Source organism: Selenomonas dianae (genome assembly GCF_030644225.1).
GTDB classification, from domain to species: Bacteria; Bacillota; Negativicutes; order Selenomonadales; family Selenomonadaceae; genus Centipeda; species Centipeda dianae.
Genome location: NZ_CP128650.1, coordinates 787,764 through 810,860 on the forward strand (window position 1 = coordinate 787,764; position 23,097 = coordinate 810,860).

A 23,097-nucleotide genomic window follows, 5' to 3' on the forward strand; every position below is an offset into this window, starting at 1 on the left:
TCTTCCCCGGTGTCACGATCAAGGCGGGCGATGCGGCGATGAACCTGTGGAGCCTAGCAGGAGGGTATAACAGCTACCTCGCGACCTCTCCGACGGGCACAGCGACGGGTTTCGGCTGCTCGCTCATGATCATCGACGACCTCATCAAGAACGCGGAGGAGGCATATAACGAGACGGTCAAAGAAAAGCATTGGGATTGGTTCACGAATACGATGCTCTCGCGTCTCGAGGAGGGCGGCAAGATCATTGTCATTATGACACGCTGGGCATCGGATGACCTCGCGGGCAATGTACTCAGACATTTCGCCGACCGTCGCATCCGGCACATCTCCATGAAGGCACTGCAGGACGACGGGACGATGCTCTGCGATGAAATTCTCTCGCGTAAGTCCTACGAGGACAAAGTGCGAGCGATGGGCGCGGATATTGCCTCTGCGAACTATCAGCAGGAGCCGATCGACATCAAGGGGCGGCTCTACAGCACGTTTAAGACCTACGATGATGTGCCGCGTGACGGTAGTGGGCATCCGCTTTTCACATCGATCAAGGCGTATATCGACACGGCGGACACGGGCGAGGATTACCTGTGCACTATTGTCTATGGTGTCTACGCCAAAGAGGCGTATGTGCTCGACGTGCTCTACACGAAAGCCCCGATGGAGGAGACAGAGCCGTTGGCAGCGCAGATGCTCCACAAAAACGGCGTCAATATCGCGGATATCGAATCCAACTCCGGCGGGCGCGGGTTTGCGCGTTCGGTGGAGAGGCATCTGCGTGAGACGTTCGGCAGCAATAAGACCGTCATCCGCCCGTTTCATCAGTCGCGCAATAAGGCGGCACGGATCCTTTCCAATGCGACATGGGTGATGGAGCACATCTATTTCCCGACCAACTGGCGCGACCGTTGGCCGGAGTACTATGACGCCATGACGCGGTATCAGCGCGAGGGCAAGAACAAGCACGATGACGCGCCCGATGCGACAACAGGCATTGCCGAGAAGATCGGCGCGGGTGATCTGTATAGTTTTGAGTAAGGAGGTGGGGCAATGTCCTTTATGGACGTGGTGCGGTTTATTATTCGTCGTGGTGCGGAATCCATCATGACCGAGGATGAATTTATCGAGGTTGAGACGGCTGCGTGGCTGGCATCCGAAAAACGCCGTCAGATGATGATCGGGCAGGCGTATGCGCGCGGTGAGCACGATGTACTCTACAAGACCCGCAGCGCGATCGGCGACGGAGGCAAGAAAACCACGGTGCGGAATCTGCCGAATAATATCATCATCGACAACCAGTATGGCAAGCTCGTCAATCAAAAGGCAAGCTATCTGCTTGCGAAGCCCTTTGAGGTAAAGTCGGAGGACGAGGCATTCGGCGCACAGCTAAAGCCTGTGTTCAATCAGGGATTTCGCCGCACGCTGAAGCAGATCGGCGAGGACTGCCTCAATACAGGCGTTGGGTATCTCTATCCGTACTTTGCGGATAACGAGCTGCGCTTTCGGCGATTCGCCCCCGAGGAGATTCTGCCATTCTGGATGGACGATGCGCACGAGGAGCTCGCTTCATTCCTGCGCGTTTACACCCTCGAGTATTACGAGGGGCGCACGAAAAGGCAGAGCATTTGTGCCGAAGATCCTCACCTATATTGGTGTCGTCGCGGCGGCGTTGACGTTGGATTTTATTCTGGTGAAGGCACACGCGCCCGCATTTGCCGCGACACTTGTCATCGGGTATCTCTCACTCACCGAGTTCATTTCAATCCTTGAGAATATGCAGAACGCGGGGATTGACGAGGCGGGGGCACTCGTTGAAATGGCACGCCGCAAAGGCGGCATTGGAAAGAGTACGGGCGAGAGCCCCAATGAGAAAGGAGAAAAATAACATGGAGCGCATTCCCATCGTAGAGACCTATCTGGAGATCGACCACAACCGGCTCACCGCGCGGCGCGTGACCGACCAGATCGTCATCCACCACACAGGCAACGCGGTGGATGACGACCTCTCGGCGGCAGAGATTGACGCAAGTCACAAGGGGCAGGGGTGGACGTGCATCGGCTACCACTACGTCATCCGTAAGGACGGCACGGTGGAGCAGGGCAGACCGCACTGGACAGTGGGAGCGCACGCCTACGGACACAACAGTCACACCATCGGGATTCATGTGTGCGGGAACTTCGAGGAGGCAGAGCCGACGGATGCACAGATCGAGAGCCTTGCCATGCTGCTCGCGAACCTCTGTACCGACTACGGGCTGCCGATTGACCGCGACCACATCGTCGGGCATCGTGAGCTGATGGCGACCGCGTGCCCCGGTGAGAATCTCTTTGCCGAGATGGATACGGTTGTCGGAAAGGCGAACTTCTATGCCAACCAGTGAGGAGGAACATACGATGTTGGAACAAACAGGGTAAGACAGATACGGATAGAGAGCCGCAGACTAATTGCTTGTGGAGGTTTGTGGTTCTCTATTTTATAACGGGGGAAAATAAAATGCTCCAGAAGACTTTACTAATTATTAAAAGGACGATAGAATTTGTTCGTAGATCAATCATCGTAAGGAGAGATACCATGGACAATTTTACGCCAAACATACCTCACGATAAGCTTCCTGAAGAAATTAAACTTAAAATACAGAAAACGTTGGAGGAAAGAGGGGCAATGCTCCCCTGTCCTAGGTGCGGTAACAATCGGTTTATACTGGCTGATGGGCTGATTGTTCCACCAATACAAACCGGTCTTAGTAATTTTATACTGGGCGGGAGTACGATACCATCCGCCGCTGTCGTTTGCAGTCGTTGTGGTTACTTGAGCCTACATGCAATAGGTATATTGGGGGTGATGGAAGAGTTGGAAAAGGCGGAGAAAGGTCATGAATAAGAATGTCCCGGAACAAGTTTTTTTTGCGAACGCGGAAGCGGAGTTAACAGTTCCCAAAGTGATGGGGCACTTTTCAGGTCAACCTTCTGAGTTTACTTATTTTAAGAATACCCAACAAAATATTATTATAATTCCGGAAGACCGCCTTACATTATATGCCAGAGATTTTGAGAAGGTCATAGAAAACAAAACAGGAATTGTTAGTAATTTAGGTTTGTCTATATCTATATTGCTTTCTTTATGCACTTCTGATTTTCATGACTATTTCGGAGTACCCGCCGTGTGGATTCAAGGAGGATTCCTTGTAGTGTTTTCAATATCAACGTGGGTATTTATTTGGAAGGTGTTCAGATGTTTGCGTTTCTATTTTTGTAAATCAAAGTACCACATGAATACGCCTAAGGATTTTGTACGGCTATGCAGATTTAGGGAAACTGAGAAGTAGATACCTTTTTGGGCAGCTCTAGGGCTGCTTTTTTGTTACAAAGGATGGTGTGTAAAAATGAAAGAAGTAATACTCCAATACAAAGCCCCCTTGCTGGTGATTCTGTGCTTCCTGCTCATCGGCATCGCCTATGCCGTCGGGCGGAACTCCGCAGAGGAGCAGACGGCGACGGAAAAGCCCGCTGTCATGACACAGGAGCAGACGCAGGACGTTAAGGCACTGCGGGCGCAGCTCGATATTTCCCATGCCAATGCGAATGCCCTGCAACAGCGTCTCACGGAGGTACAGTCAGCGCAGCGTGCGCCGACAACGACGTACTATGTGAGTGCGCCAACCGTCGAGCGGGCGGCGCAGGTCGTTGAGCGGCAGATACGGGAGGACGACCCGACACTACCGAGGGCGGCACGGGAGAAGTCTGACCGCACCGTTGTCACACCGATTACACAGTACAAGGATGGCAAGCAATTGCCAACTGAGAAGCAAAAAGTTGACATCTACAAGATCAACCTCCGAAAAGACCACCGAATCAAGGCGGGTGCGTCCGTCATTGACGGCAAGGCTCTGATGACCGTCGGCTACGAGCAAGGACGATTTGAGGCACTTGCACATTTCGACGGCGGGCGCTACAAGGGCGCGACAGTGATGTATAACGTCGCTGAGTGGTGAGAGAGTAAATGAACAGAGGGGACGGCGCACGTTACGCTGTCCCCTCTGTTTTTGTCTACAATTTGTCTACCATACCTACAAAAACCACTGAAAAATACTCAGATATTCTTTGTTGGCGAATCTCGTTGAAAATACTGCAATCCTGCGCCGTAATTGGGCGCGCCAATGTTTTCTATAATTGGGACACCACACCTGACTAACACCTAGTAGGAACTAAGTCCTTTTTTGTATTTTTGGACAAGGGCGAGTGTTCCGTACACAGCCTTTTATGACGCGGGGTACGGGCTGTTTTAGAGATTGTATGCAAGGAAAAGGGAATGTCTGTTTTCTTGAAAAAGAAGGGCGTTTTTGTTATAACTGTTAGTAAAAGTGGTGAAATGTGGCGCTAAGTGCCACGTTGTGGTGATGGAGTATCGAAGGGTGGTGCGGCAGGATGTTTATGGGGGAGTACACCCACAGCATTGATGCCAAGGGTCGCGTCATCCTGCCTGCGGATTTTCGGCAGGAACTCGGTGTTTCCTTCATCATCACGAAGGGACTGGACGGCAGTCTTTTTTTGTTTCCTCAGGCGGCGTGGGATGAGTTCGCGGCAAAGCTGCGCACGCTCTCGATCGCCGATCCGAATGCCCGTGCGTTTGCCCGTTTTTTCATCGCAGGAGCACGTACGCTCGAATGTGACAAGCAGGGGCGTTTTCTCGTTCCCGCGAATCTGCGTGCCTATGCGAACATCGGGCTGAAGCAGGATGTCATCCTCACGGGCGCGGATGCACGCATCGAGGTTTGGGATAAGGAGAAGTGGCTGCGCTATGCGGGTGAGGTCGATCCGAACATCACGGAGATCTCGACGCAGCTCGCGGGCTACGGGATTACGATATGAGCGACTTTCATCATATCAGTGTTTTGCCTGAGGAAACGATCGAAGCCCTCGCCGTTCGTCCCGATGGAATCTATGTGGACTGTACGCTTGGCGGAGCAGGTCATGCGGGGCAAATTGCGGCACGGCTTTCTCCCAAAGGGCGTCTGATCGGCATCGATCAGGACGAAATTGCGATTGCGGCTGCGCGCGAACGCCTTGCAGATGCAGTGTGTCAGATGTCGCTTGTACGCGACAACTTCCGCCATCTGCCCGATATTCTCGCAGCGGCAGGTGTTTCACAGGTGGACGGCGTACTCTTTGATCTTGGCATCTCGTCACCACAGATCGACACGGCGGAGCGCGGATTTTCCTATATGCAGGATGCACCGCTTGATATGCGCATGGATCAGCGTGCCGCGCGAAGCGCCTATACTGTTGTCAATACATATACGGCAGAGGAACTGACGGAGATCTTCTATACCTATGGGGAGGAACGTTGGGCAAAACGCATTGCCGCATTCATTGAAGAGGAACGAAAGTCCCGTCCCATTGAGACGACAGGGCAGCTTGTCGCCGTTATTGACCGTGCCGTACCGAAGCAGGTGCGTGCGAGGGGGGGACATCCCGCCAAGCGCGTCTTTCAGGCAATCCGTATTGAGGTCAATGAGGAGTTGACGATTCTTTCAGATGCGCTCAGAGATGCGGTGCACGCACTCCGTACGGGCGGGCGGCTCGCGGTTATCACGTTTCACTCGCTTGAGGATCGCATTGTCAAAAGGGCGATGCAGGAAGCGGCACGCGGCTGTATCTGTCCGCCGCACACGCCCGTCTGCATCTGCGGGCATACGCCTGAGGTGCGCCTGATTGGCAAGGCACGTGCGGCAAGTGCCGCAGAATGCGCGGCAAACCCACGGGCGCGGAGTGCAAAACTGCGCGTCGCAGAGAAACTATAAGGAAGCAGAGACCAAGGAGGTGAGGGCGTATGCCGGCACGTAAACTGTATCCCTACGAATACGAGGAGGCGTCAGTGCCCGCACCACCTGCGGAAATCCCCAAAGAACCGCTGATCCGGCGCGAGGTCAACACGAATCTCAGGAACTGTCTGCGTGCCATTTTCTTCCTCATTGCGCTCGGAGCGATGGTGGTGACACTGCTTGGCGGCATCGGTGCAAAGAACGGCTATACCTTGCTCGAAACGCAGCAGAATGCCGATCAACTGGAGCAGGAAAACGAGCGGCTCAAGATCGAGATTGCACAGCTGAAATCGCCCGCGCGTATCGAGGCGATTGCTGTGGATCAGCTGCATATGCAGGTGCCGCAGAATATGTATTTTTCGCATGAAGGGGAATGATGGCGCATGATGAAGCGGTTGTCAGAGCTTGCCGCGCTCCTGAAGGATGCACGGATTTCGGGCGACGATGCCGAGATTACGAGCATTGAGCGGGACTCGCGCCGCGTGCAGGAGGGGGCGCTCTTTGTCTGCATCAGCGGTGCTCATGTGGACGCGCACAGCTTTATACCGAATGCGGCGCGGGCGGGAGCTCGCGCCATTTTGACGGAGCGGGAGACGGTGGATGTCCCCGATGGCATCACCGTTCTCCATGTGGCGAATCTCCAAGAGGCTCTGGATGTCATTGTGCCGTATTTCTATGACTATCCCGCGCGTGCGATGCGCGTCATTGGGATTACGGGGACGAACGGAAAGACGACGACGAGCTATCTCCTGCGTGCGGTTCTGCGCCATGCGGGGAAACGCGTGGGGCTCATCGGGACGATACAGGTCATGATGGAGGACGAGGTGTTCCCGACGGCGAACACGACCCCCGATGTCATTGTCATGCAGCAGCTGCTCGACGAGATGCGTACGCGCGGGATGGATGCGGTGGTGATGGAGGTTTCCTCGCACGCGCTCGATCAGGGACGTGTCGCTGGCATTGAGTTCGACACGGCGGTGTTCACGAATCTGACGCAGGATCACCTCGACTATCACAAGACGATGGAGAACTATGCGCGGGCAAAGGCACGGCTTTTTGAGTATGTGTCTGCGCAGGGGGCAAAGGCGGGAAAGACTGCGGTGCTCAACGCAGACGACGCGGCAAGTGAAATTATGCGTGCACACACGCACTGCCCTGTTATTTCCTACGGCGTGGAACACGATGCCGATCTGATGGCAAAGGGCGTTCATTTGGCGCAGGATGGCATGGAGCTGACCCTTGTGCATCATGGAGCTGAACTTCCTCGCCTCCACATCGGCATTACGGGGCTGTTCAATGTCTATAACGTGCTCGCGGCGACGGCGGCGGCTCTTGCCGAGCATGTGCCTGCGGCGGATATTGCGGAAGCACTCACCGTGTTCACGGGCGTACCGGGACGCTTTGAGCTTGTGCGCGAAGGGCAGCCGTTCTCGGTTATCGTGGACTATGCACATACGCCGGACGGTATGGAGAATGTTCTGCGTACGGCGCGTGCAGTTACGGCGGGGCGCATCATCGCCGTGTTCGGGTGCGGCGGCGATCGCGATCGGACGAAGCGTCCCATCATGGGGCGCATGGCGGCGGAGCTGGCGGACATTGCCATTCTGACCTCGGACAATCCACGCACGGAGGATCCGGCGGCGATTTTGGATGAGGTGGAGACGGGTGTTCTGCCCGTGATCGGTACGAAGCCGTATGAAAAGCTGGTGGATCGCCGTACGGCGATTTTTCACGCAGTCGGGACGGCGCGGGCAGGGGACACGGTCGTCATTCTCGGCAAAGGGCATGAGAACTACCAGATTCTGAAGGACAAGACGATTCATTTCGATGACCGCGAGACGGCACGCGAAGCAATCAGGGGGCTGTGATATGGAACTGACATGGAACGATGTGCTGGTAGCGACCAATGCCAAGGTGCACAGCGGGAAGCTGCGCGGCAATGATGCCATCCCCAAGATCACGACGGATACGCGGAAAATCGAGACGGGAGACCTCTTCATCGCCCTGCGCGGGGAGAACTTCGACGGTGCGGAGTTTGCGGCAGATGCGCTCCAAAAAGGAGCGTCGGCGGTTCTGGTCGGTGCGCCGCTTTCCAAGTCGGTGGAAAAGTTTCTGAAGAATGCAAAGGGCGCAGTTCTTACGGTGTCCGACACCCTCGCCGCGTATCAGGCAATCGCACACGCGTGGCGCATGAAATTCGGCGTTCCCGTCGTCGCAATCACGGGCTCGAACGGCAAGACGACGACGAAGGATCTGACGGCGGCGGTGCTCTCGGCACGCGGTACGGTCTGCCGTACGGCGGCGAACTACAACAATGAGGTCGGGCTGCCGCTGACCCTGCTCGGCATGACGGGTGGGGACGTTGCCGCCGTTGTGGAGATCGGTATGCGCGGGTTGGGGCAGATCGCTGCACTCGCACCCGTTGCCGCTCCCTCAATCGGCATTGTGACGAATGTGTGCGAGGTGCACATGGAGCTGCTCGGCTCGATCGAAAACATTGCAAAGGCAAAGGCGGAGCTCGTGCAGGCGATTCCTGCGGGCGGGACGGTCATCCTCAATGCGGACGATGCGCGCGTTGTGGCGATGCGCTCCCTTGCGGCGGATGGTGTGCGCGTCCTGACCTACGGCATCGGCGCAGACGCCGACGTGCGTGGCGAGGCACTGCGTCTGACATCGGACGGTTCACAGTTCATGGTGACGTGGAACAACGAGCGGCACGACTACAGCATTCCACTTGTGGGACGGCACAATGTCAGCAATGCGCTCGCGGCGCTCGCGGCGGGCTTCGTCCTCGGCTATACGCCGCAGGAGATGCAGACGGGGCTGCGGCGGCTCGCGGTGACCAAGATGCGCTATGAGGTGCATGAGGTCGGCGCATGGACATTCATCAACGATGCCTACAATGCAAGCCCGTCGTCGATGGCGGCGGCACTTGAGACGACGGCAAATCTCTATGAGGGACGCAAAATTGCCGTGCTCGGTGATATGTTAGAGCTCGGCGATGCTGCCGAGGAGGCGCACCGCAGGATTGGCCGCCGCGCGGCGGAGCTCGGTTTTGCGGCACTCGTGACCTATGGAGCGCAGTCCCGATGGATGCATACGGCGGCAGAGGCGGCGGGCTGTCCCGTCTGCCGTCACGCTGAGACACATGAGGCGGCGGCGGAGCATCTGCGCACGCTTCTCAGGGACGGGGACACGGTTCTTTTCAAGGGGTCGCGTGGCATGAAAATGGAAGCGGTCATTGCCCTCCTGACGGGTGAGGAAGCGGGGTACTGATGGAACATCTCTTAGACCTTCTATCGCCGCAGCTGCGCATTCTGCTGACCTTTGTGACGGCACTGGCGATGGTTCTCTTTAGCGGGGTCTACTTTCTCCCCATGCTGCACCGTCTGAAATACGGACAGAGCATCCGTGCGGAGGGTCCCGCGAGCCACCAGGCAAAGAGTGGAACGCCGACGATGGGCGGTGTGATGATCGTGCTCGCCGTGACAGCGGCGACGTTGCTCTTTGCGCCGCTCACGGTGACGACGCTGCTCGCGCTCTTCATCTTCCTCGGGCATTTCCTGCTCGGCTTTGCGGACGACTACATCAAGGTGGTCAAGAAGCGCAATCTCGGGCTGCGTGCCTATCAGAAGCTGCTCGGGCAGCTCATCATCGCCTTTGTTACGATCTTCATCGGGAGTACGATGCTCGCCCACGATACGAGCGTGTGGATACCGCTCATGGGGGAGCGGATCGACATCGGCATCCTCTACTATGTGCTTGTCATCTTTGTGCTTGTCGGTACGTCGAACGCCGTCAATCTGACGGATGGGCTCGACGGGCTCGCCTCGGGAACGGTCGCCGTGGCGGCACTTTTCTATGCGGTGCTGATGTACGGCACGGACAGCGGGCTGATGGCGTTTTCCACGGCGATAATTGGTGCATGTATCGGTTTTTTGTGGTATAATCATCATCCGGCACGCATTTTTATGGGGGACACGGGCTCGCTTGCACTCGGCGGCGCACTCGCGGGTGTGGCGATTCTCTCGCACACGGAGCTGCTGCTGCCCATCGTGGGATTCGTATTCTTCTGCGAGGCACTGTCCGTGATTTTGCAGGTCGTTTCGTTCCAGACGCGTGGCAAGCGCATCTTTCGCATGAGCCCGATTCATCACCACTTCGAACTTGGCGGATGGAGTGAGACGCGCGTGGTCTATACGTTCTGGGCAGTCGGCGCGGCGGGGGCACTCCTCGCATGGATTGTGGTGCTGCTTTCGTGAAAGAATACACCTGCGTACTCTACGCAAACACCTCGTTACACAAGCGATCGTGTGCTTATTCGCCTAAATACCTGCGGACTTCTTAAACGCGCTGCGCTTGAACGAAAGAAATCCGCAGGGGGCGAAACGCACACTTTACTCGCTTGCTCCACTAGGGTTTGCTTTGGAGTATCGCATGAATCCATTTTTTATACATCATATATAAGGAGGACACGGGGAATTGTCCTATCACAATCAGTCTGCGCTCGTCATCGGGGCGGGCATCAGCGGTTTCGCGGCGGCAAAATACCTTGCGGCGGCGGGCGCGCGCGTGACGCTCTCGGATGCGAAGGATGAGGCGGACGCGGAAAAAGATGCGGTAACGCAGCAGCATATTGAGGCTTTACGGGCGCAGGGAATTTCCTGCGTCTTTGGTGCACAAAGGGAAGAACTTCTGGACGGTACGGATCTCATCGTCCTTTCGCCCGCCGTGCCCGAGCGCATCCCGCTCGTTTGCGCAGCGCGAGAGCGTGGCATCCGTGTCACGACAGAGGTGGAGCTTGCGGGTGAGATTGCGTCTGCGCCCATCTATGCCATCACGGGGACGAACGGCAAGACTACGACAACGACCTTGCTCGGGGAACTCCTGCGCGCACATTTTCCTGCGGTCGGTGTCGGCGGCAATATTGGCGTTCCACTGATCGACGTGGCTCAGGAAACTCCTGCGGACGGCGCAATCGCGGCGGAGATCTCAAGCTATCAGATGGAGGCGACTACGCATTTTCACGCGCATATCGTCGCTGAGTTGAACGTAACCCCCGACCACATCGTCCGTCACGGCTCGATGGAGGTCTATCAGGCGATGAAGGAAAAGCTCTTTGCCGCGCAGACGGCGGCCGACTTCCTCGTGCTGAACTATGACGACCCGCATACGCGCGGTATGGCGGAGCGTGCAAAGGGCAAAGTATGCTTCTTCAGCCGCCGTGAGGAACTGACGGAGGGGGCGACCGTGCGTGCGGACGGCATGATCGTCATCCGCTGGGACGGTGCGGAACACGTGCTGATTCGGACGGATGAACTCGGCATTCCGGGCGGACACAACATCGAGAACGCGCTCGCGGCGGCGGCGATGGCATTTCTCGCTGGCGTGACGCCCGCCGAGATGCGTCCCGTGCTGCGCGCGTTCAAGAGTGTGGAGCACCGTATCGAGTTTGTGCGCACCGTGGACGGTGTCAGATATTACAACGACTCGAAGGCGACGAATACGGACTCGGCGATCAAGGCACTTGAGGCGTTCGTCGGACATATCATCCTGATTGCGGGCGGCGACGACAAGCTGACCGATCTCACGGAGTTTATGGCACTCGTATACGCGCGCGTGGACGAGCTGATCCTTGTCGGGGACGCAGCGGAACGGTTCGCGGCGGCGGCATTGAAAGCCGGGATTGCAGCGGAGCACATTCATCGTGCGGGCTATCATATGGAGGAAGCGGTGCGGATCGCGCATGACATTGCCGCAGTGCCGCAGACCGTCCTGCTCTCGCCCGCGTGTGCGAGTTTTGATATGTACGGTGGCTACGAGGAGCGCGGGCGCGACTTCAAGAGGATCGTGAACGAACTATGAACATCATCGTATCTGGCGGCGGGACGGGCGGACACATCTATCCCGCGCTCACGATCATCCGTGCGATTCAGCGGCGCGAGCCGTCCGTACGCATCCTCTATGTCGGTGGAAAAAACGGACTTGAGGCGGATATTGTGCCGCGTGAGGGCATTGACTTCATCGCGATGGATCTCGCAGGATTTCAGCGAAAACTGTCGCTTGAAAATGTCGGACGTGCGTGGCGTGCTCTGCGTGCGGTTGCGCGTGCACGCGGTATTGTACACGGATTCCGTCCCGATGTCGCCATCGGGACGGGTGGCTATGTCGCGGGACCGATCCTGCTTGCGGCGAGCCTTGCGGGCGTGCCGACCCTCGTACAGGAGCAGAATGTCTTTGCGGGTGTGACGAACCGCATCCTCGCAAAATTTGCGACGGCAATCGCCGTGGGCATGGAGGATGCGCAGCGTGTATTTCCGAAGGAAAAGACGTATGTGACCGGCAATCCGATCCGCCCCGAGGTGCTGACAGCGACGCGTGCGGAGGGAGCAAGGGCGTTTGGTTTCGATCCGCTGAAAAAGACGGTGCTCGTTTCGGGCGGCAGCCGTGGGGCGCGTTCGATCAACCGTGCGATGGTCGAGGTCATCGCGCACGCGGCAGAGCAGCAGGAAGTGCAGTACCTCCATGTGACGGGGGCGGACGAGCATGGGGACACGCTCGCACGCATTCGCAGGGCGGGTGTACGACTTGAGGAGCATCCGCATCTGCGTGTCCTGCCGTATCTCTACAATATGCCCGAGGCTATGGCGATGGCGGATGTCGCCGTCTTTCGCGCGGGCGCAACGGGGCTTGCGGAGCTTGCGGCACGGGGGGTGCCCGCGATCCTCATTCCCTATCCGTACGCAGCGGAGAACCATCAGGAGAAGAATGCGCGTGCGATGGAGGCGGCGGGCGCGGCAGAGGTCATCCTCAACCGTGACCTGAGCGGAGATGTGCTCAGAGAGGCACTACGGAGGATGCTTGCGGACGATGCACGTCGCGCGGATATGGCGGCGGCGATGAGGAGTCTTGGAAAACCCGAGGCGGCAGAGGAAATTGCAGCGCTTGCGCTGCGGATTTGTAAAGAAGGGTGAGAGCGTTGCTCAAGGATTTGAAGGGGATTCACAACATACATTTTGTCGGTATCGGCGGCGCAGGGATGAGCCCGCTCGCAAAGATTCTCCTCCTGCTCGGCTACAAGGTGTCCGGCTCCGATCAGGGGACATCGCCGATCATCGAGGAGCTTGTGCGTCTCGGCGCACGCGTATGGACGGACGGACAGCGTGCGGAGAATGTGCGCGGTGCAGATGCGATTGTTGTATCCACGGCGATTCCCTATGACAATCCCGAGGTGATCGCAGCGTGGGATCTGCGCATTCCGAAGCTGCACCGTTCGGACATCAACGCCGCGCTCGTCAACGCGTATGACGGCATCGCGGTCGCGGGTTCGCACGGCAAGACGACGACCACTTCCATGATCGGCGTGACGCTCGACCGCGTGGGTGTGTCTCCGACCATCATTGTCGGCGGCGAGGTGCCTGACCTCGGCACGAATGCAAAGCTCGGCACGAGTCGCTATCTCGTTTCCGAGGCGGATGAGAGCGACGGCTCTTTCCTAAAGCTGCGCCCCCACGTCGCTGTGGTGACGAACGTCGAGGACGATCACATGGATCACTACGGCACAATGGAGAAGATCATCGAGGCATTCCGCACCTTCATCAATCAGGTGGATGAGGACGGGACGGCAGTTCTCTGCTTTGAAAATGAAATTTTGCGAACGCTTGCGGCAGAGACGAAACGGCGCGTGATCTCCTATGCCATCGATCAGGAGGCGGACTATCGTGCAGCAGACATCGAGACGCACGGATCAATCATCTCCTTCACCGTATTCGAGCGCGGCGCGGAGCTGGGGCGTATCTCGCTCAACATCCCCGGGCGGCACAACGTCCTCAATGCGCTTGCGTGCATCGCCGTCGCACGCCTTGCGAACGTCGGCTTTGCACAGATACAGGACGCGCTTGCGGGCTTCCACGGGGCGAAACGCCGCTTCCAGACGAAGGGCAAGGAGCGTGGCGTCTGGGTCGTGGACGACTATGCCCACCACCCGACGGAGATCGCCGTGACGCTCACGGCGGCGCGTGCGACAAATCCCGCGCGGCTCATCTGTGTGTTCCAGCCGCACCGCTACTCGCGCACGAACCTCCTGCGTACGGAGTTCGGCGGATGTTTTGCCGCCGCTGACCTGCTCATCCTTACCGATGTCTATGCGGCGGGTGAGGCTCCGATCCCGGGCGTCAGCGGCGAGACGCTGATGGAGGAGGTCGCAAAGCAGACGGGACAGGATGCGGTCTATCTGCCGGAGCGTGCCGACCTCGAACGCTATCTTGCACAGCATGTCCGTGCGGGCGATCTCGTCATCACCATGGGGGCGGGCAACATCCTGGAGGTTGGGGAAACGCTTGTGGAGCAGCTGAAAAATGGGACGGCAGGCGCAGGGGAGCGGCCGATTGTCGTTGTTATGGGCGGCACATCCACCGAAGCGGAAGTTTCTCGCCGCTCGGGGGCTGCAATCCTTGAGGCACTGCGGGCGAAGGACTATCCAGCCATCGGCATGGAGCTCGTACCAACGACGTTTGCCGAGGAGATTCAAAAGCTGAATCCCGCGATCGTGTTCAACGCACTGCATGGGAAGTACGGTGAGGACGGTATTCTGCAGGGGACGCTCGATATGCTTGGCATCCCCTACACGGGTTCGGGTGTCCGTGCAGCGGCACTTACCATGGACAAGCTGTCGGCAAAGCGCATCTTCCGTGCAGAGGGGATCAGAACACCGCGTTTCCTCTGTCTCCATGCGGGAGAGCGGGACGCGCGTATGACAGAGCGTGTGCGTGCCGAGTTTGATCTTCCTGTTGTTGTCAAAGCACCCGAGCAGGGGTCGAGCATCGGTGTCTACATCGTGACACGGGAGGAGGATTTGCAGCGCGCAATCGACGAGGCATTCTCCTACGGCAGCGAGGTGCTCATCGAGGAGTTTATCCGTGGGCGCGAGCTTACTGTTGTTGTTTGGGGTACATCGTCGGATGCACAGGCACTGCCCGTCATCGAGATCACAACGACCTCGGGACGCTACGACTACGCGAGCAAGTATACCCCGGGCGCATCGGCGCACATCGTGCCGGCACAGCTTTCACCGGAGTGCACGGCTGCCGTGCAGGAGCTCGCCGTGCGTGCGTTCCGTGCGTGTGGCTGCGCCGGGGTGGCGCGTCTGGATGTCATGCTGAGCGAAGATGGGCAGCCGTATGCGATCGAGGTCAATTCCGTGCCCGGCATGACGGCGACATCTCTGGTGCCCGATGCCGCGCGTGCGATCGGCATCGAGTTCCCCGAGCTCTGTGAGAAAATCCTGGCGATGGCAGGGTACCCCCGATGAGTTCACGCCGCATTCTGAGGGGGGCATTCTATCTCCTTGGTGCTGCTGCTGTAATCGCCGCCCTCATCTACTCGCCGCTCTTCACCTTTCAGCAACTCGTCGTGCACGGCAACGTGCATTTGGACGAGGCTGAGCTTTGCGAGATCGCACGCATTCGGTACGGTGCACGGCTCTTTGAGCTGCAGACGGATACCATGACGACGAATCTCCTTCATGATCTGCGTATTGAGTCTGCCGTTGTGCGGCGGCAGCTGCCGAACAAGATCGAGATGGAGATTGTTGAGCGCGTTCCTGTGGCGACGGTCGCCTGCGACTACGGTTATCTGGATTTTGACCGACAGGGCAAGGTTATCGCGAGCTATCGGTCGCTCAAGGGGGCGGATATTCCGATCATTACAGGGGTGCGGCTGCGGGATCTCTACATCGGGGATGACAACAACAATGCGCAGATCACATATGTGATTGCGTTTCTTGCCAAGATTGATCCGGCGGACATCGGGCAGATCTCCGAGGTCAATATCACCGTGCCGTCTGCCGTTGTCGCCTATACCAAGTCGGCTCTGCCGATTCGTCTCGGGCAGCTCGAACACATTCCCGAAAAGGCGGGGCTGACCCAGGATTTTTTGCAGGATCAAAAGACGACGCGTCATACGGTGGAGTATGTCGATTTCAGCTATGATGCACCGTTCATTAAACTCGCGGATAAGATCACAGAAGGGAAATAAATGAAACAATTTTGGCAGGGCGGGTGGCTTATCGCCCTCGTCTGTATCCTCATCGGCTTTATGATCGCCGTGCAGTTCCGGACGGCACGGGATGGAAAGGGAAGTCTTTCGCAGCAGCGCATTGAGGAGATTTCCGACCGTCTGCTCCAGACGGAGCATGAACGCGACGAGCTCGGTGAGGAACTGCGCAAAATGCAGGCAGCAGCTGCGGACAAGGGAAATGTGCAGGATCAGGAGCTGCTGCGCTACCGTGCCGCACTTGTGCCTCTTGAGGGGGAAGGGGTGATCGTGCGCATGGACGACAGTGCAAAACCTGTCAAGGCGGGCGAGAATCCAAACCTCTACGTCATTCATGATGACGATCTCCTGCGCGTCATCAACGAACTGCGTGCAGCGGGAGCGGAGGCGATCTCCGTCAACGGTCAGCGTCTCACGGGCATCTCCGAGATCCGCTGTGCAGGACCGACGCTCTCCGTGAACAATGTGCGCTCCTCCGCACCGTTCGAGGTGCGTGCCATCGGTGACAAAAAGTCGCTTGAGAACTCCCTGCGAATGCGCGGTGGTGTCGTTGAGACGCTAAGTGTCTGGGGCATCCAGCTCGATATAACGGCCAGTGATGATGTCTACATTCCGCCCTATCGCGGGAGCATCCGTCAGAGCTATGCACGTGAGACGGAAGAACGCGAGGAGGGAAGCAAATGATCTACATCGTCATGGTCAGTTTGATCATCGGTCTTGTCATTGGATATAACAGTCCGATCGTTATCCCGCTTGCCTACACGAAGCTCTTTTCTGTCGCACTCGTCGCCGCACTGGATGCGGCGTTCGGCGGCCTTCGGGCGGCTGTGGCGGAACGCTTTGACAAGCACGTTTTTGTCACGGGCTTCTTCTCGAATACACTGCTTGCGGCGGCGCTCGTCTTTATCGGCGACCGTCTCGGTATCGACCTCTACTACGTTGCGCTGCTCGCATTTGGCTTCCGTATTTTCAAAAACCTTGCGATCCTGCGCCGCTATCTGCTCAAGGACTACCGTGACGGCGCACAATAAATTTATCGAAAAAACTCTGTCTGCTATGGAAATATATTGATTTTCATGGTAAAATATGCGAGGATAATTATTGTTTTTTAATAGATCAGCATGATACAGACACGATATGGAGGCTGAAGCTGTGTTCGAAATGGATGATAACTTTGAGGAACTCGCAAAGATCATCGTTGTCGGTGTGGGCGGCGGCGGCGGTAACGCGGTAAATAATATGATCGACTCCGGCTTGCAGGGGGTCGAGTTTGTTGCAATCAATACAGATGCACAGGCACTTCTGCAGTCGAAGGCTGCAATGCGCATTCAGATCGGTGAAAAGCGTACGCGCGGGCTCGGAGCGGGTGCACGTCCCGAGATCGGGGAGGCGGCTGCGACGGAGAGCCGTGAGAAGATTGTAGAGGCACTGCGCGGCGCAGACATGGTCTTTATCACTGCCGGCATGGGTGGCGGCACGGGGACGGGCGCAGCTCCCGTTGTCGCGGAGTGTGCACGCGAGCTCGGCGCACTCACCGTTGCGGTTGTAACGCGGCCTTTTTCCTATGAAGGGATGGCGCGTGCGCGCAACGCGGAGTCCGGCATTTCGAATCTGCAGCAGCATGTCGACACCATCATCACGATTCCAAACGACCGCCTCATGAAGATCATCGACAAGAGCACGCCGGTCACCGAGGCGTTCAGCAAGGTTGATAATGTCCTCTGGCAGGGGGTCAAGGGCATCACCGACCTCATTACAAATCAGGGGGTTATCAACCTCGACTTTGCGGATGTCAAGACGACGATGTCGAATGGCGGTGCGGCGATCATGGGCATCGGCGAGGCGCGCGGCGAAGGTGCGTCCGTTGCGGCGGCAAAGGCGGCAATCGAGTCACCGTTGCTTGAGACGAGCATCGAGGGGGCGACCTCCGTCATTATGAACTTTACGGGTGCAAAGACGCTCAGTATGCTTGAAGTCGGCGAGGCTTCGGATTGGCTCTCCAGCATGATTATGAACGCAACGAACGTCAGTCAGCCGAATATCATCTGGGGTGTTGCCGTTGATGAAAATCTTGAGGACAGTGTGCGTGTCACCGTCGTAGCGACGGGCTTCGGCCTCTCGGAGAGCGGTGCAGCCGGCAGTACGGATACAGGGCTAAGTGCGGACTGGATCTCCATGCCGGGGATGAGCAGTGTTTCCGCCTCCAAGACCGCGGCAGCGCAGCCCGGTCAGTCGCAGCCGCAGGCACGTCCTGCCGCCGCAATCGTACCGCCGAACCTCGGCAGTGCGGCAAACAATCGTCGTATGAATGTCGTCGAGCCGAACACCGGAACGTCGGGGACGGACATCATCGATATTCCTGCATGGATGCGTCAGCGCTGAATGAACGTCCTTCCTGTCATATACAATAAAAAAGCACCGTATCAACGGTGCTTTTTTATTGCGTTCAGCTTTCCAGATCGGGGCGGAGTTTTGCCGCCTCCCGCAGATAGACGTGATGAATGTCCGCCTGTGCCGCATCCGTATTGACGAGGAGAAGGACGCGAATGCAGGACGGCAGACTGTCCTCGATGGCGCATTGACGTGCGTCAAAGAGCGGAACGAGATCGAAACCGGGGAGCCGACGCACGCCTGCCGTCGGAAATGCTGCCGTCAGTTCCTCGGTCGCGCTGAAAATCGCCGCGCCAATGTCTCCGGCGGTAATGGAATTTGCATGGAGGAGCTCGGTGATCAGTTCCTGTGCCGCCCGCCAGATTTCTTCCTTTTCATTGCGCCTGACTGTGATGGCGCCGCGTATACCGCGCATACTCTACACTCCCTTGTGAATGTCCCAGATGAGCCGAAGGCTTAAAATAAATGCGATGAGATAGCCGAGGATACCGAGGAACGGAATGCCGCCGATCTGCGGCTTCATATCCGTCGTACAAATCGTACTCGATGCAATGAGAAGTGCAGCGCAGAGAAGGGCAATGATGAGTTTGTTGATCATCTTGTCAAGACGCTGAACGGGCTCCTCCGATCCGGTGAGATCGATGTTGAGCTTTGCCTGTCCGCTCATCGTCATCTTGAGGAGATCGGCGAGCTGCTCGGGAATCCGGGCGGATTTGCGCAGGAGCATGATGCCTTCCTGCCGTGCTTTTGCAAGTCCCTCGCGCCATGTCATTCCCTGTACGATGCTGAGTGAGAGGCTGCGTGCAAAGATCTCAAGGAAGCTGACCTCGGGAGCGCAGCGGCGCATGACGATCTCCACGGTCATGACACCGCGTGCAAACATGGCAAGTCCGCTCGGACAACCGATGTTGTGCACGCGCAGGATGCCGAGGATCTGATTCGTCAGCACGCCCATGTGTACGTCCGTGAAATCAAGAGTGCCGTACTGCTCCATCATTACGTCAATGTCCTGATAGAGCTGTGCGTGGTTGATGCGTCCCCGTACGATGCCAAGGGCAAGGACTGCAGCCTTCATCTCAAATGTATCGTGCGTCGCAAGAGCGAGGATTGCACGGCGCAGTGCCGTACGGTCGCGGTTGCTGAGACGACCCATCATGCCGAGATCGAGCCAGACAATCGTCCCGTTGCGCACGCGGATGTTGCCGGGATGCGGGTCGCCGTGGAAGAATCCGTCCTCGATGATCTGTTTGGCGTAGTTCTCGCCGAGTCTCCGACCGATCTGCGTGACATTGATGCCAGCTGCGTGCAGGGCATCGGTCTGATCGAGGGGGATGCCGTCGATGTACTCCATCACTAGAATGTGCTGTGTGGAGAGATCGCGCAGGACGCGCGGACAGGAGATGAAAGGATTGTCGCGGTTCAAATGCGCGAACTCCTCAATGTGACCTGCCTCGATGAGAAAGTCCATCTCCTGCTTTGCGATGTTCCACATCTCATCCATCAGCGTCCGAAAATCCACAACATCATCGCGGCTGACCAGCCGAATGATGGTCGCGGCACGCTTCATGAGGGTGAGATCCATGCGCATAATCTCGTGGATGCCGGGACGCTGCACCTTGATGACGACATCCTCGCCGTTTGCCAGACGCGCACGATGCGCCTGTGCGATGCTCGCAGAGCCGAGCGGTGTGCTGTCAATCGAGCGAAAGACCTTGTTCCATTCGCGTTCGTATTCCTGCTCGACGATGGAGAGGATGACGGGGAAGGGGAGGGGGCGTGCACCCGTTTGGAGCTTCATGAGTTCATCGCAGTACTCCGTCGGAAGAAAGTCGGGGCGCATACTCATGATCTGCCCGAATTTGACAAAGGTGGGACCAAGATCCTCGAAGATGGCACGCAGTTTTACGGGGGTCAGACCGTGTACAATGTCATGACGGCGTAGAACGGTCACCATCTCGCGCAGACGCAGGGCGGCGTTTTTGTTCTCCGTGCCCTGTAAGAGTGTGCCAAGCATGATCTCACCCTCTCAGTTTAGAATTTATGCCGATGTGCTCCACGCGAACGCCTCGTTGCGTAAGTGATCGTGCGCTTGTACGCTTAAATACCGTCGGACTTCTTAAACGCGCTTCGCTTGAACGAAAGAAATCCGACGGAGCGTACCGCGCACTTTACTCACTTACTTCACTAGGGTTCGCTTAGGAGCAACATACGGCATGTTTCCGATCTGTTTCCTGTATTAAGGAAGCACTGATAAATTCAGCGCCGCCATCTTGACGTATCTTTTTTGCTCGCACTGTGTCGGCAAATCCTCCACATAGCCCTTGCTATGCGTCCGGTTTGCCTTCTTGTTCGGACGAAAAATCTATGCCAATCTGACGGACTTCATTTTATCAGCGATTCCTTAAGGAATCACTCCGCCGCTTTGTACTTCTCCGCAAGCTGCTGCTTCACGGTCTCGTTGCTGAGGAATTCATCGTAGGTCGAGATGCGGTCAACGACGCCGACGGGGGTAATCTCGATGATGCGGTTCGCGACCGTCTGCGTGAACTCGTGGTCACGCGAGGCAAAGAGGATCGTACCGCTGAACGACATCAGTCCATTGTTGAGAGCGGTGATGGATTCGAGGTCGAGGTGGTCGGTCGGCTCGTCAAAGACGAGGACGTTCGCGCCTGAGAGCATCATGCGTGAGAGCATACAGCGCACGCGCTCGCCGCCGGAGAGCACCTCGGCACGCTTTTGACTTTCCTCGCCCGAAAAGAGCATACGCCCGAGAAAACCGCGCACAAATGTTTCGTCCGGATCCTTCGAATACTGGCGCAGCCAGTCGACGAGATTCAGTTTGACATCATCGAAATACGCGTTGTTGTCCGAGGGAAGGTAGGTTTGTGTCGTCGTCACACCCCATTTGAACGTGCCTTCATCGGCTTCTTCCTCACCCATGAGGATTTTGAACAGCATGGTCTTTGCCGCGCCGTTCGGTCCTACAAAGGCGACCTTGTCTCCCTTTTTGAGGGTAAAGCTGACATTCTTGAAGAGCTGACGACCGTCGACCTCCTTTGAGAGACCTTCCACCGTGAGGAGCTGATCGCCTGCCTCGCGGTCGGGGGTAAAGGCGATGTAGGGATAGCGGCGCGTGGAGGGCTTGATGTCGTCGAGGGTAATGCGCTCAAGGAGCTTTTTGCGTGAAGTCGCCTGACGGGACTTCGAGGCATTTGCCGAGAACCGCTGGATGAAGGTCTGGAGCTCCTTGATCTTTTCCTCTTTCTTTTTGTTCGCGTCCTTTGCCATCTGGAGTGCCAGCTGACTGGACTGATACCAGAAGTCGTAGTTGCCGGCGAAGAGGGAGATCTTGCCGAAGTCCACATCGCAGATGTAGGTGCAGACCTGATTGAGGAAGTGACGGTCATGTGACACAACAATGACCGTGTTCGGGAAGTCCGCGAGGAAGTTCTCAAGCCAGTTGATCGAGGACACATCGAGATGGTTCGTCGGCTCGTCGAGGAGCAGAATGTCGGGCGAGCCAAAGAGTGCCTGTGCGAGCAGGACGCGCACCTTCTCCGAGGGAGATAGCTCGTTCATCTTGAGCGTATGCTTTGCGTCGGGGATGCCAAGCCCGCTCAGCAGCTGGGCCGCCTCCGTTTCTGCGTTCCATCCGTCGAGTTCGGCAAACTCTGCCTCAAGCTCCGAGGCGCGCATACCGTCCTCGTCGGAGAAGTCCGCCTTCTCGTAGAGTGCATCCTTTTCGTCCATGATCTCCACGAGGCGCGGATGCCCCATGATGACCGTACGCAGCACCTCGACCTCGTCATAGGCATAGTGATCCTGCTTGAGAACGGCGAGGCGTTCGCCGGGCGTGATGTCGACGATACCGCCCGTCGGTTCGATGTCGCCCGAGAGCAGTTTGAGGAAGGTGGACTTACCCGCGCCGTTTGCACCGATGATGCCGTAACAGTTGCCGGGGGTAAATTTCAAGTTGACATCCTTGTAGAGGACGCGCTTGCCGAATTGCAGGCTCAGATTGTTGACCGTAATCATGCTTTCCGTTCTCCTTCCCTAGTTGCGCAGGATTGCGCGGAACATCGACAGGATGCTCTGACCGTACGAGTCGCCGGGAACTGCCCAGCGTCCGTTGAGATCCTGCCAGTTTCCAAGTGTATTCGTGCCGTAGACCGTGCGGACGAGATTGTATCTGGGGTCGACGACGGGCTGCACGGGTCGGCGTGTCGACGCATAGGCGAGCAGGTGCTGGATGTGCGCACGCACGCCGATCTGTGAGGTGGCAAAGTATGCGCCCTTGACCGTCGCACTTGTTGTGCCGAGTCCGCAGTAGTTGTTCTGATCGGGGGTCACCGTTCCGCCGTAGCGGAAGAATCCGGTTTCCTTGAGTGCCTGTGCAAACGCGACATCGGGGCGGATGCCCTCGCGTGCACCCTCCTCGTAGTAGTAGGAAACAAGTTCGCGCGGCGTGACCGAGATCGCAGGGTGGGGATTCACACTGAGGAGATAGTTGACACACTGCTCCTGACTTGCGAGCGGCGTACCGATGATGGCAGTGTCGTACTCCGAAAGTGTCTTTGGAACGCTGAACAGTGGTTCATGGGGGCGGTTCTGCTCCGTTTCCGCCGCTTTTGCTTCCCTCATAAGTTTGTCGATGCGCGCACGGAAATCAGTATTTCCCATCTCCGTCGATCCGTGCTCTGTGCGTATCTTTGTATTCGTGTCGGGAGCGTACGCATGACGTGCACCCGCCTGTGCCGTCGTCAGAATGAAAAGCCCCGAGAGGGCTGCGGCAAGCGTGCCGCGCAAAACCTTGTCCTTTCGCAAAAGAGAAACCT

General features: G+C 57.3%; 25 protein-coding genes. 20 read left to right on the forward strand and 5 right to left on the reverse strand.

Going from position 1 to position 23,097, the window contains the following annotated elements; genetic code table 11:
• Positions 1 to 38: 38 nt before the first annotated feature.
• From terL to ftsZ, 20 genes are all read left to right on the forward strand, one after another.
• Positions 39 to 1,034, forward strand: a complete 996-nt coding sequence (gene terL / locus QU667_RS03800) for a phage terminase large subunit (RefSeq protein ID WP_304988000.1) — start codon at positions 39 to 41, stop codon at positions 1,032 to 1,034.
• A 12-nt stretch (positions 1,035 to 1,046) separates the two neighbouring features.
• Complete coding sequence (locus tag QU667_RS03805) at positions 1,047 to 1,766, forward strand: phage portal protein (protein ID WP_304988001.1); 720 nt, start codon at positions 1,047 to 1,049, stop codon at positions 1,764 to 1,766.
• Positions 1,666 to 1,881 (forward strand): hypothetical protein, encoded by a 216-nt coding sequence (locus QU667_RS03810; RefSeq protein WP_304988002.1) that lies wholly within the window; start codon positions 1,666 to 1,668, stop codon positions 1,879 to 1,881. The genes QU667_RS03805 and QU667_RS03810 overlap by 101 nt, the downstream gene beginning before the upstream one ends.
• A 1-nt stretch (position 1,882) precedes the next feature.
• Positions 1,883 to 2,377, forward strand: coding sequence for a peptidoglycan recognition protein family protein (locus QU667_RS03815; protein WP_304988399.1), 495 nt, complete (start codon positions 1,883 to 1,885; stop codon positions 2,375 to 2,377).
• Positions 2,378 to 2,457: 80 nt separating this feature from the next.
• On the forward strand, positions 2,458 to 2,877 hold the full coding sequence (locus tag QU667_RS03820) for a hypothetical protein (RefSeq protein ID WP_304988004.1): 420 nt from the start codon (positions 2,458 to 2,460) through the stop codon (positions 2,875 to 2,877).
• On the forward strand, positions 2,870 to 3,322 hold the full coding sequence (locus QU667_RS03825) for a hypothetical protein (RefSeq protein WP_304988005.1): 453 nt from the start codon (positions 2,870 to 2,872) through the stop codon (positions 3,320 to 3,322). The genes QU667_RS03820 and QU667_RS03825 overlap by 8 nt, the downstream gene beginning before the upstream one ends.
• A gap of 57 nt (positions 3,323 to 3,379) precedes the next feature.
• Entirely contained in the window at positions 3,380 to 3,988 is a 609-nt protein-coding gene (locus QU667_RS03830; RefSeq protein WP_304988006.1) for a glycoprotease, read from the forward strand.
• A 433-nt stretch (positions 3,989 to 4,421) separates the two neighbouring features.
• Positions 4,422 to 4,865 (forward strand): division/cell wall cluster transcriptional repressor MraZ, encoded by a 444-nt coding sequence (gene mraZ / locus QU667_RS03835; protein ID WP_006692737.1) that lies wholly within the window; start codon positions 4,422 to 4,424, stop codon positions 4,863 to 4,865.
• A complete protein-coding gene (gene rsmH, locus QU667_RS03840; RefSeq protein ID WP_304988007.1) occupies positions 4,862 to 5,797 on the forward strand; it encodes a 16S rRNA (cytosine(1402)-N(4))-methyltransferase RsmH in 936 nt (311 codons plus the stop codon). The genes mraZ and rsmH overlap by 4 nt, the downstream gene beginning before the upstream one ends.
• A 29-nt stretch (positions 5,798 to 5,826) precedes the next feature.
• A complete protein-coding gene (locus QU667_RS03845) occupies positions 5,827 to 6,195 on the forward strand; it encodes a cell division protein FtsL (protein WP_304988008.1) in 369 nt (122 codons plus the stop codon).
• Positions 6,196 to 6,201: 6 nt separating this feature from the next.
• Positions 6,202 to 7,686 carry a UDP-N-acetylmuramoyl-L-alanyl-D-glutamate--2,6-diaminopimelate ligase gene (locus QU667_RS03850; RefSeq protein ID WP_304988009.1) on the forward strand — a complete coding sequence of 495 codons (1,485 nt, stop codon included), beginning with the start codon at positions 6,202 to 6,204 and terminating at the stop codon, positions 7,684 to 7,686.
• Position 7,687: 1 nt separating this feature from the next.
• Complete coding sequence (locus QU667_RS03855; protein WP_304988010.1) at positions 7,688 to 9,094, forward strand: UDP-N-acetylmuramoyl-tripeptide--D-alanyl-D-alanine ligase; 1,407 nt, start codon at positions 7,688 to 7,690, stop codon at positions 9,092 to 9,094.
• The gene (gene mraY / locus QU667_RS03860; protein ID WP_304988011.1) at positions 9,094 to 10,080 is read left to right on the forward strand and encodes a phospho-N-acetylmuramoyl-pentapeptide-transferase; all 987 of its coding nucleotides are present in this window, start codon (positions 9,094 to 9,096) and stop codon (positions 10,078 to 10,080) included. The genes QU667_RS03855 and mraY overlap by 1 nt, the downstream gene beginning before the upstream one ends.
• Positions 10,081 to 10,300: 220 nt before the next feature.
• Complete coding sequence (gene murD, locus QU667_RS03865; protein WP_304988012.1) at positions 10,301 to 11,683, forward strand: UDP-N-acetylmuramoyl-L-alanine--D-glutamate ligase; 1,383 nt, start codon at positions 10,301 to 10,303, stop codon at positions 11,681 to 11,683.
• On the forward strand, positions 11,680 to 12,792 hold the full coding sequence (gene murG / locus QU667_RS03870; protein WP_304988013.1) for an undecaprenyldiphospho-muramoylpentapeptide beta-N-acetylglucosaminyltransferase: 1,113 nt from the start codon (positions 11,680 to 11,682) through the stop codon (positions 12,790 to 12,792). The genes murD and murG overlap by 4 nt, the downstream gene beginning before the upstream one ends.
• Positions 12,793 to 12,797: 5 nt before the next feature.
• Positions 12,798 to 15,128 (forward strand): UDP-N-acetylmuramate--L-alanine ligase, encoded by a 2,331-nt coding sequence (gene murC, locus QU667_RS03875; protein ID WP_304988014.1) that lies wholly within the window; start codon positions 12,798 to 12,800, stop codon positions 15,126 to 15,128.
• Positions 15,125 to 15,853 carry a cell division protein FtsQ/DivIB gene (locus QU667_RS03880; protein ID WP_304988015.1) on the forward strand — a complete coding sequence of 243 codons (729 nt, stop codon included), beginning with the start codon at positions 15,125 to 15,127 and terminating at the stop codon, positions 15,851 to 15,853. Before murC ends, QU667_RS03880 begins: the two co-directional genes overlap by 4 nt.
• Positions 15,854 to 16,555, forward strand: a complete 702-nt coding sequence (locus QU667_RS03885; RefSeq protein ID WP_304988016.1) for a DUF881 domain-containing protein — start codon at positions 15,854 to 15,856, stop codon at positions 16,553 to 16,555.
• Entirely contained in the window at positions 16,552 to 16,902 is a 351-nt protein-coding gene (locus QU667_RS03890; RefSeq protein WP_304988017.1) for a small basic family protein, read from the forward strand. The genes QU667_RS03885 and QU667_RS03890 overlap by 4 nt, the downstream gene beginning before the upstream one ends.
• A 106-nt stretch (positions 16,903 to 17,008) precedes the next feature.
• Positions 17,009 to 18,253: a cell division protein FtsZ gene (ftsZ, locus tag QU667_RS03895; protein ID WP_304988018.1), complete on the forward strand. Its 1,245-nt coding sequence runs from the start codon at positions 17,009 to 17,011 to the stop codon at positions 18,251 to 18,253.
• A 64-nt stretch (positions 18,254 to 18,317) separates the two neighbouring features.
• On the opposite strand, the gene aroH is transcribed toward ftsZ, so the two are convergent.
• The 5 genes from aroH to QU667_RS03920 all read right to left on the reverse strand — a co-directional run bounded on the left by aroH (position 18,318) and on the right by QU667_RS03920 (position 23,086).
• On the reverse strand, positions 18,318 to 18,677 hold the full coding sequence (gene aroH, locus QU667_RS03900) for a chorismate mutase (RefSeq protein ID WP_304988019.1): 360 nt from the start codon (positions 18,675 to 18,677) through the stop codon (positions 18,318 to 18,320).
• 3 nt (positions 18,678 to 18,680) lie between these two features.
• The gene (locus tag QU667_RS03905; RefSeq protein WP_304988020.1) at positions 18,681 to 20,276 is read right to left on the reverse strand and encodes an ABC1 kinase family protein; all 1,596 of its coding nucleotides are present in this window, start codon (positions 20,274 to 20,276) and stop codon (positions 18,681 to 18,683) included.
• A gap of 222 nt (positions 20,277 to 20,498) precedes the next feature.
• The gene (locus QU667_RS03910) at positions 20,499 to 20,624 is read right to left on the reverse strand and encodes a secretion protein HlyD (RefSeq protein WP_304988400.1); all 126 of its coding nucleotides are present in this window, start codon (positions 20,622 to 20,624) and stop codon (positions 20,499 to 20,501) included.
• A 47-nt stretch (positions 20,625 to 20,671) separates the two neighbouring features.
• Positions 20,672 to 22,297: an ABC-F family ATP-binding cassette domain-containing protein gene (locus QU667_RS03915; RefSeq protein WP_304988021.1), complete on the reverse strand. Its 1,626-nt coding sequence runs from the start codon at positions 22,295 to 22,297 to the stop codon at positions 20,672 to 20,674.
• Positions 22,298 to 22,315: 18 nt separating this feature from the next.
• Positions 22,316 to 23,086 carry a glucosaminidase domain-containing protein gene (locus QU667_RS03920; protein ID WP_304988022.1) on the reverse strand — a complete coding sequence of 257 codons (771 nt, stop codon included), beginning with the start codon at positions 23,084 to 23,086 and terminating at the stop codon, positions 22,316 to 22,318.
• Between the last annotated feature and the right edge of the window lie 11 nt (positions 23,087 to 23,097).

What these genes read in the sequence shown, in the direction of transcription:
- terL (WP_304988000.1), top strand. Translation starts at nt 39, where the DNA reads ATGAACCTGTGGAGCCTAGCAGGAGGGTATAACAGCTACCTCGCGACC.
- QU667_RS03805 (WP_304988001.1), top strand. Translation starts at nt 1,047, where the DNA reads ATGTCCTTTATGGACGTGGTGCGGTTTATTATTCGTCGTGGTGCGGAA.
- QU667_RS03815 (WP_304988399.1), top strand. Translation starts at nt 1,883, where the DNA reads ATGGAGCGCATTCCCATCGTAGAGACCTATCTGGAGATCGACCACAAC.
- QU667_RS03825 (WP_304988005.1), top strand. Translation starts at nt 2,870, where the DNA reads ATGAATAAGAATGTCCCGGAACAAGTTTTTTTTGCGAACGCGGAAGCG.
- QU667_RS03830 (WP_304988006.1), top strand. Translation starts at nt 3,380, where the DNA reads ATGAAAGAAGTAATACTCCAATACAAAGCCCCCTTGCTGGTGATTCTG.
- mraZ (WP_006692737.1), top strand. Translation starts at nt 4,422, where the DNA reads ATGTTTATGGGGGAGTACACCCACAGCATTGATGCCAAGGGTCGCGTC.
- rsmH (WP_304988007.1), top strand. Translation starts at nt 4,862, where the DNA reads ATGAGCGACTTTCATCATATCAGTGTTTTGCCTGAGGAAACGATCGAA.
- QU667_RS03845 (WP_304988008.1), top strand. Translation starts at nt 5,827, where the DNA reads ATGCCGGCACGTAAACTGTATCCCTACGAATACGAGGAGGCGTCAGTG.
- QU667_RS03850 (WP_304988009.1), top strand. Translation starts at nt 6,202, where the DNA reads ATGATGAAGCGGTTGTCAGAGCTTGCCGCGCTCCTGAAGGATGCACGG.
- QU667_RS03855 (WP_304988010.1), top strand. Translation starts at nt 7,688, where the DNA reads ATGGAACTGACATGGAACGATGTGCTGGTAGCGACCAATGCCAAGGTG.
- mraY (WP_304988011.1), top strand. Translation starts at nt 9,094, where the DNA reads ATGGAACATCTCTTAGACCTTCTATCGCCGCAGCTGCGCATTCTGCTG.
- murG (WP_304988013.1), top strand. Translation starts at nt 11,680, where the DNA reads ATGAACATCATCGTATCTGGCGGCGGGACGGGCGGACACATCTATCCC.
- QU667_RS03880 (WP_304988015.1), top strand. Translation starts at nt 15,125, where the DNA reads ATGAGTTCACGCCGCATTCTGAGGGGGGCATTCTATCTCCTTGGTGCT.
- QU667_RS03885 (WP_304988016.1), top strand. Translation starts at nt 15,854, where the DNA reads ATGAAACAATTTTGGCAGGGCGGGTGGCTTATCGCCCTCGTCTGTATC.
- QU667_RS03890 (WP_304988017.1), top strand. Translation starts at nt 16,552, where the DNA reads ATGATCTACATCGTCATGGTCAGTTTGATCATCGGTCTTGTCATTGGA.
- ftsZ (WP_304988018.1), top strand. Translation starts at nt 17,009, where the DNA reads ATGGAGGCTGAAGCTGTGTTCGAAATGGATGATAACTTTGAGGAACTC.
- aroH (WP_304988019.1), bottom strand. Translation starts at nt 18,677, where the DNA reads ATGCGCGGTATACGCGGCGCCATCACAGTCAGGCGCAATGAAAAGGAA.
- QU667_RS03905 (WP_304988020.1), bottom strand. Translation starts at nt 20,276, where the DNA reads ATGCTTGGCACACTCTTACAGGGCACGGAGAACAAAAACGCCGCCCTG.
- QU667_RS03915 (WP_304988021.1), bottom strand. Translation starts at nt 22,297, where the DNA reads ATGATTACGGTCAACAATCTGAGCCTGCAATTCGGCAAGCGCGTCCTC.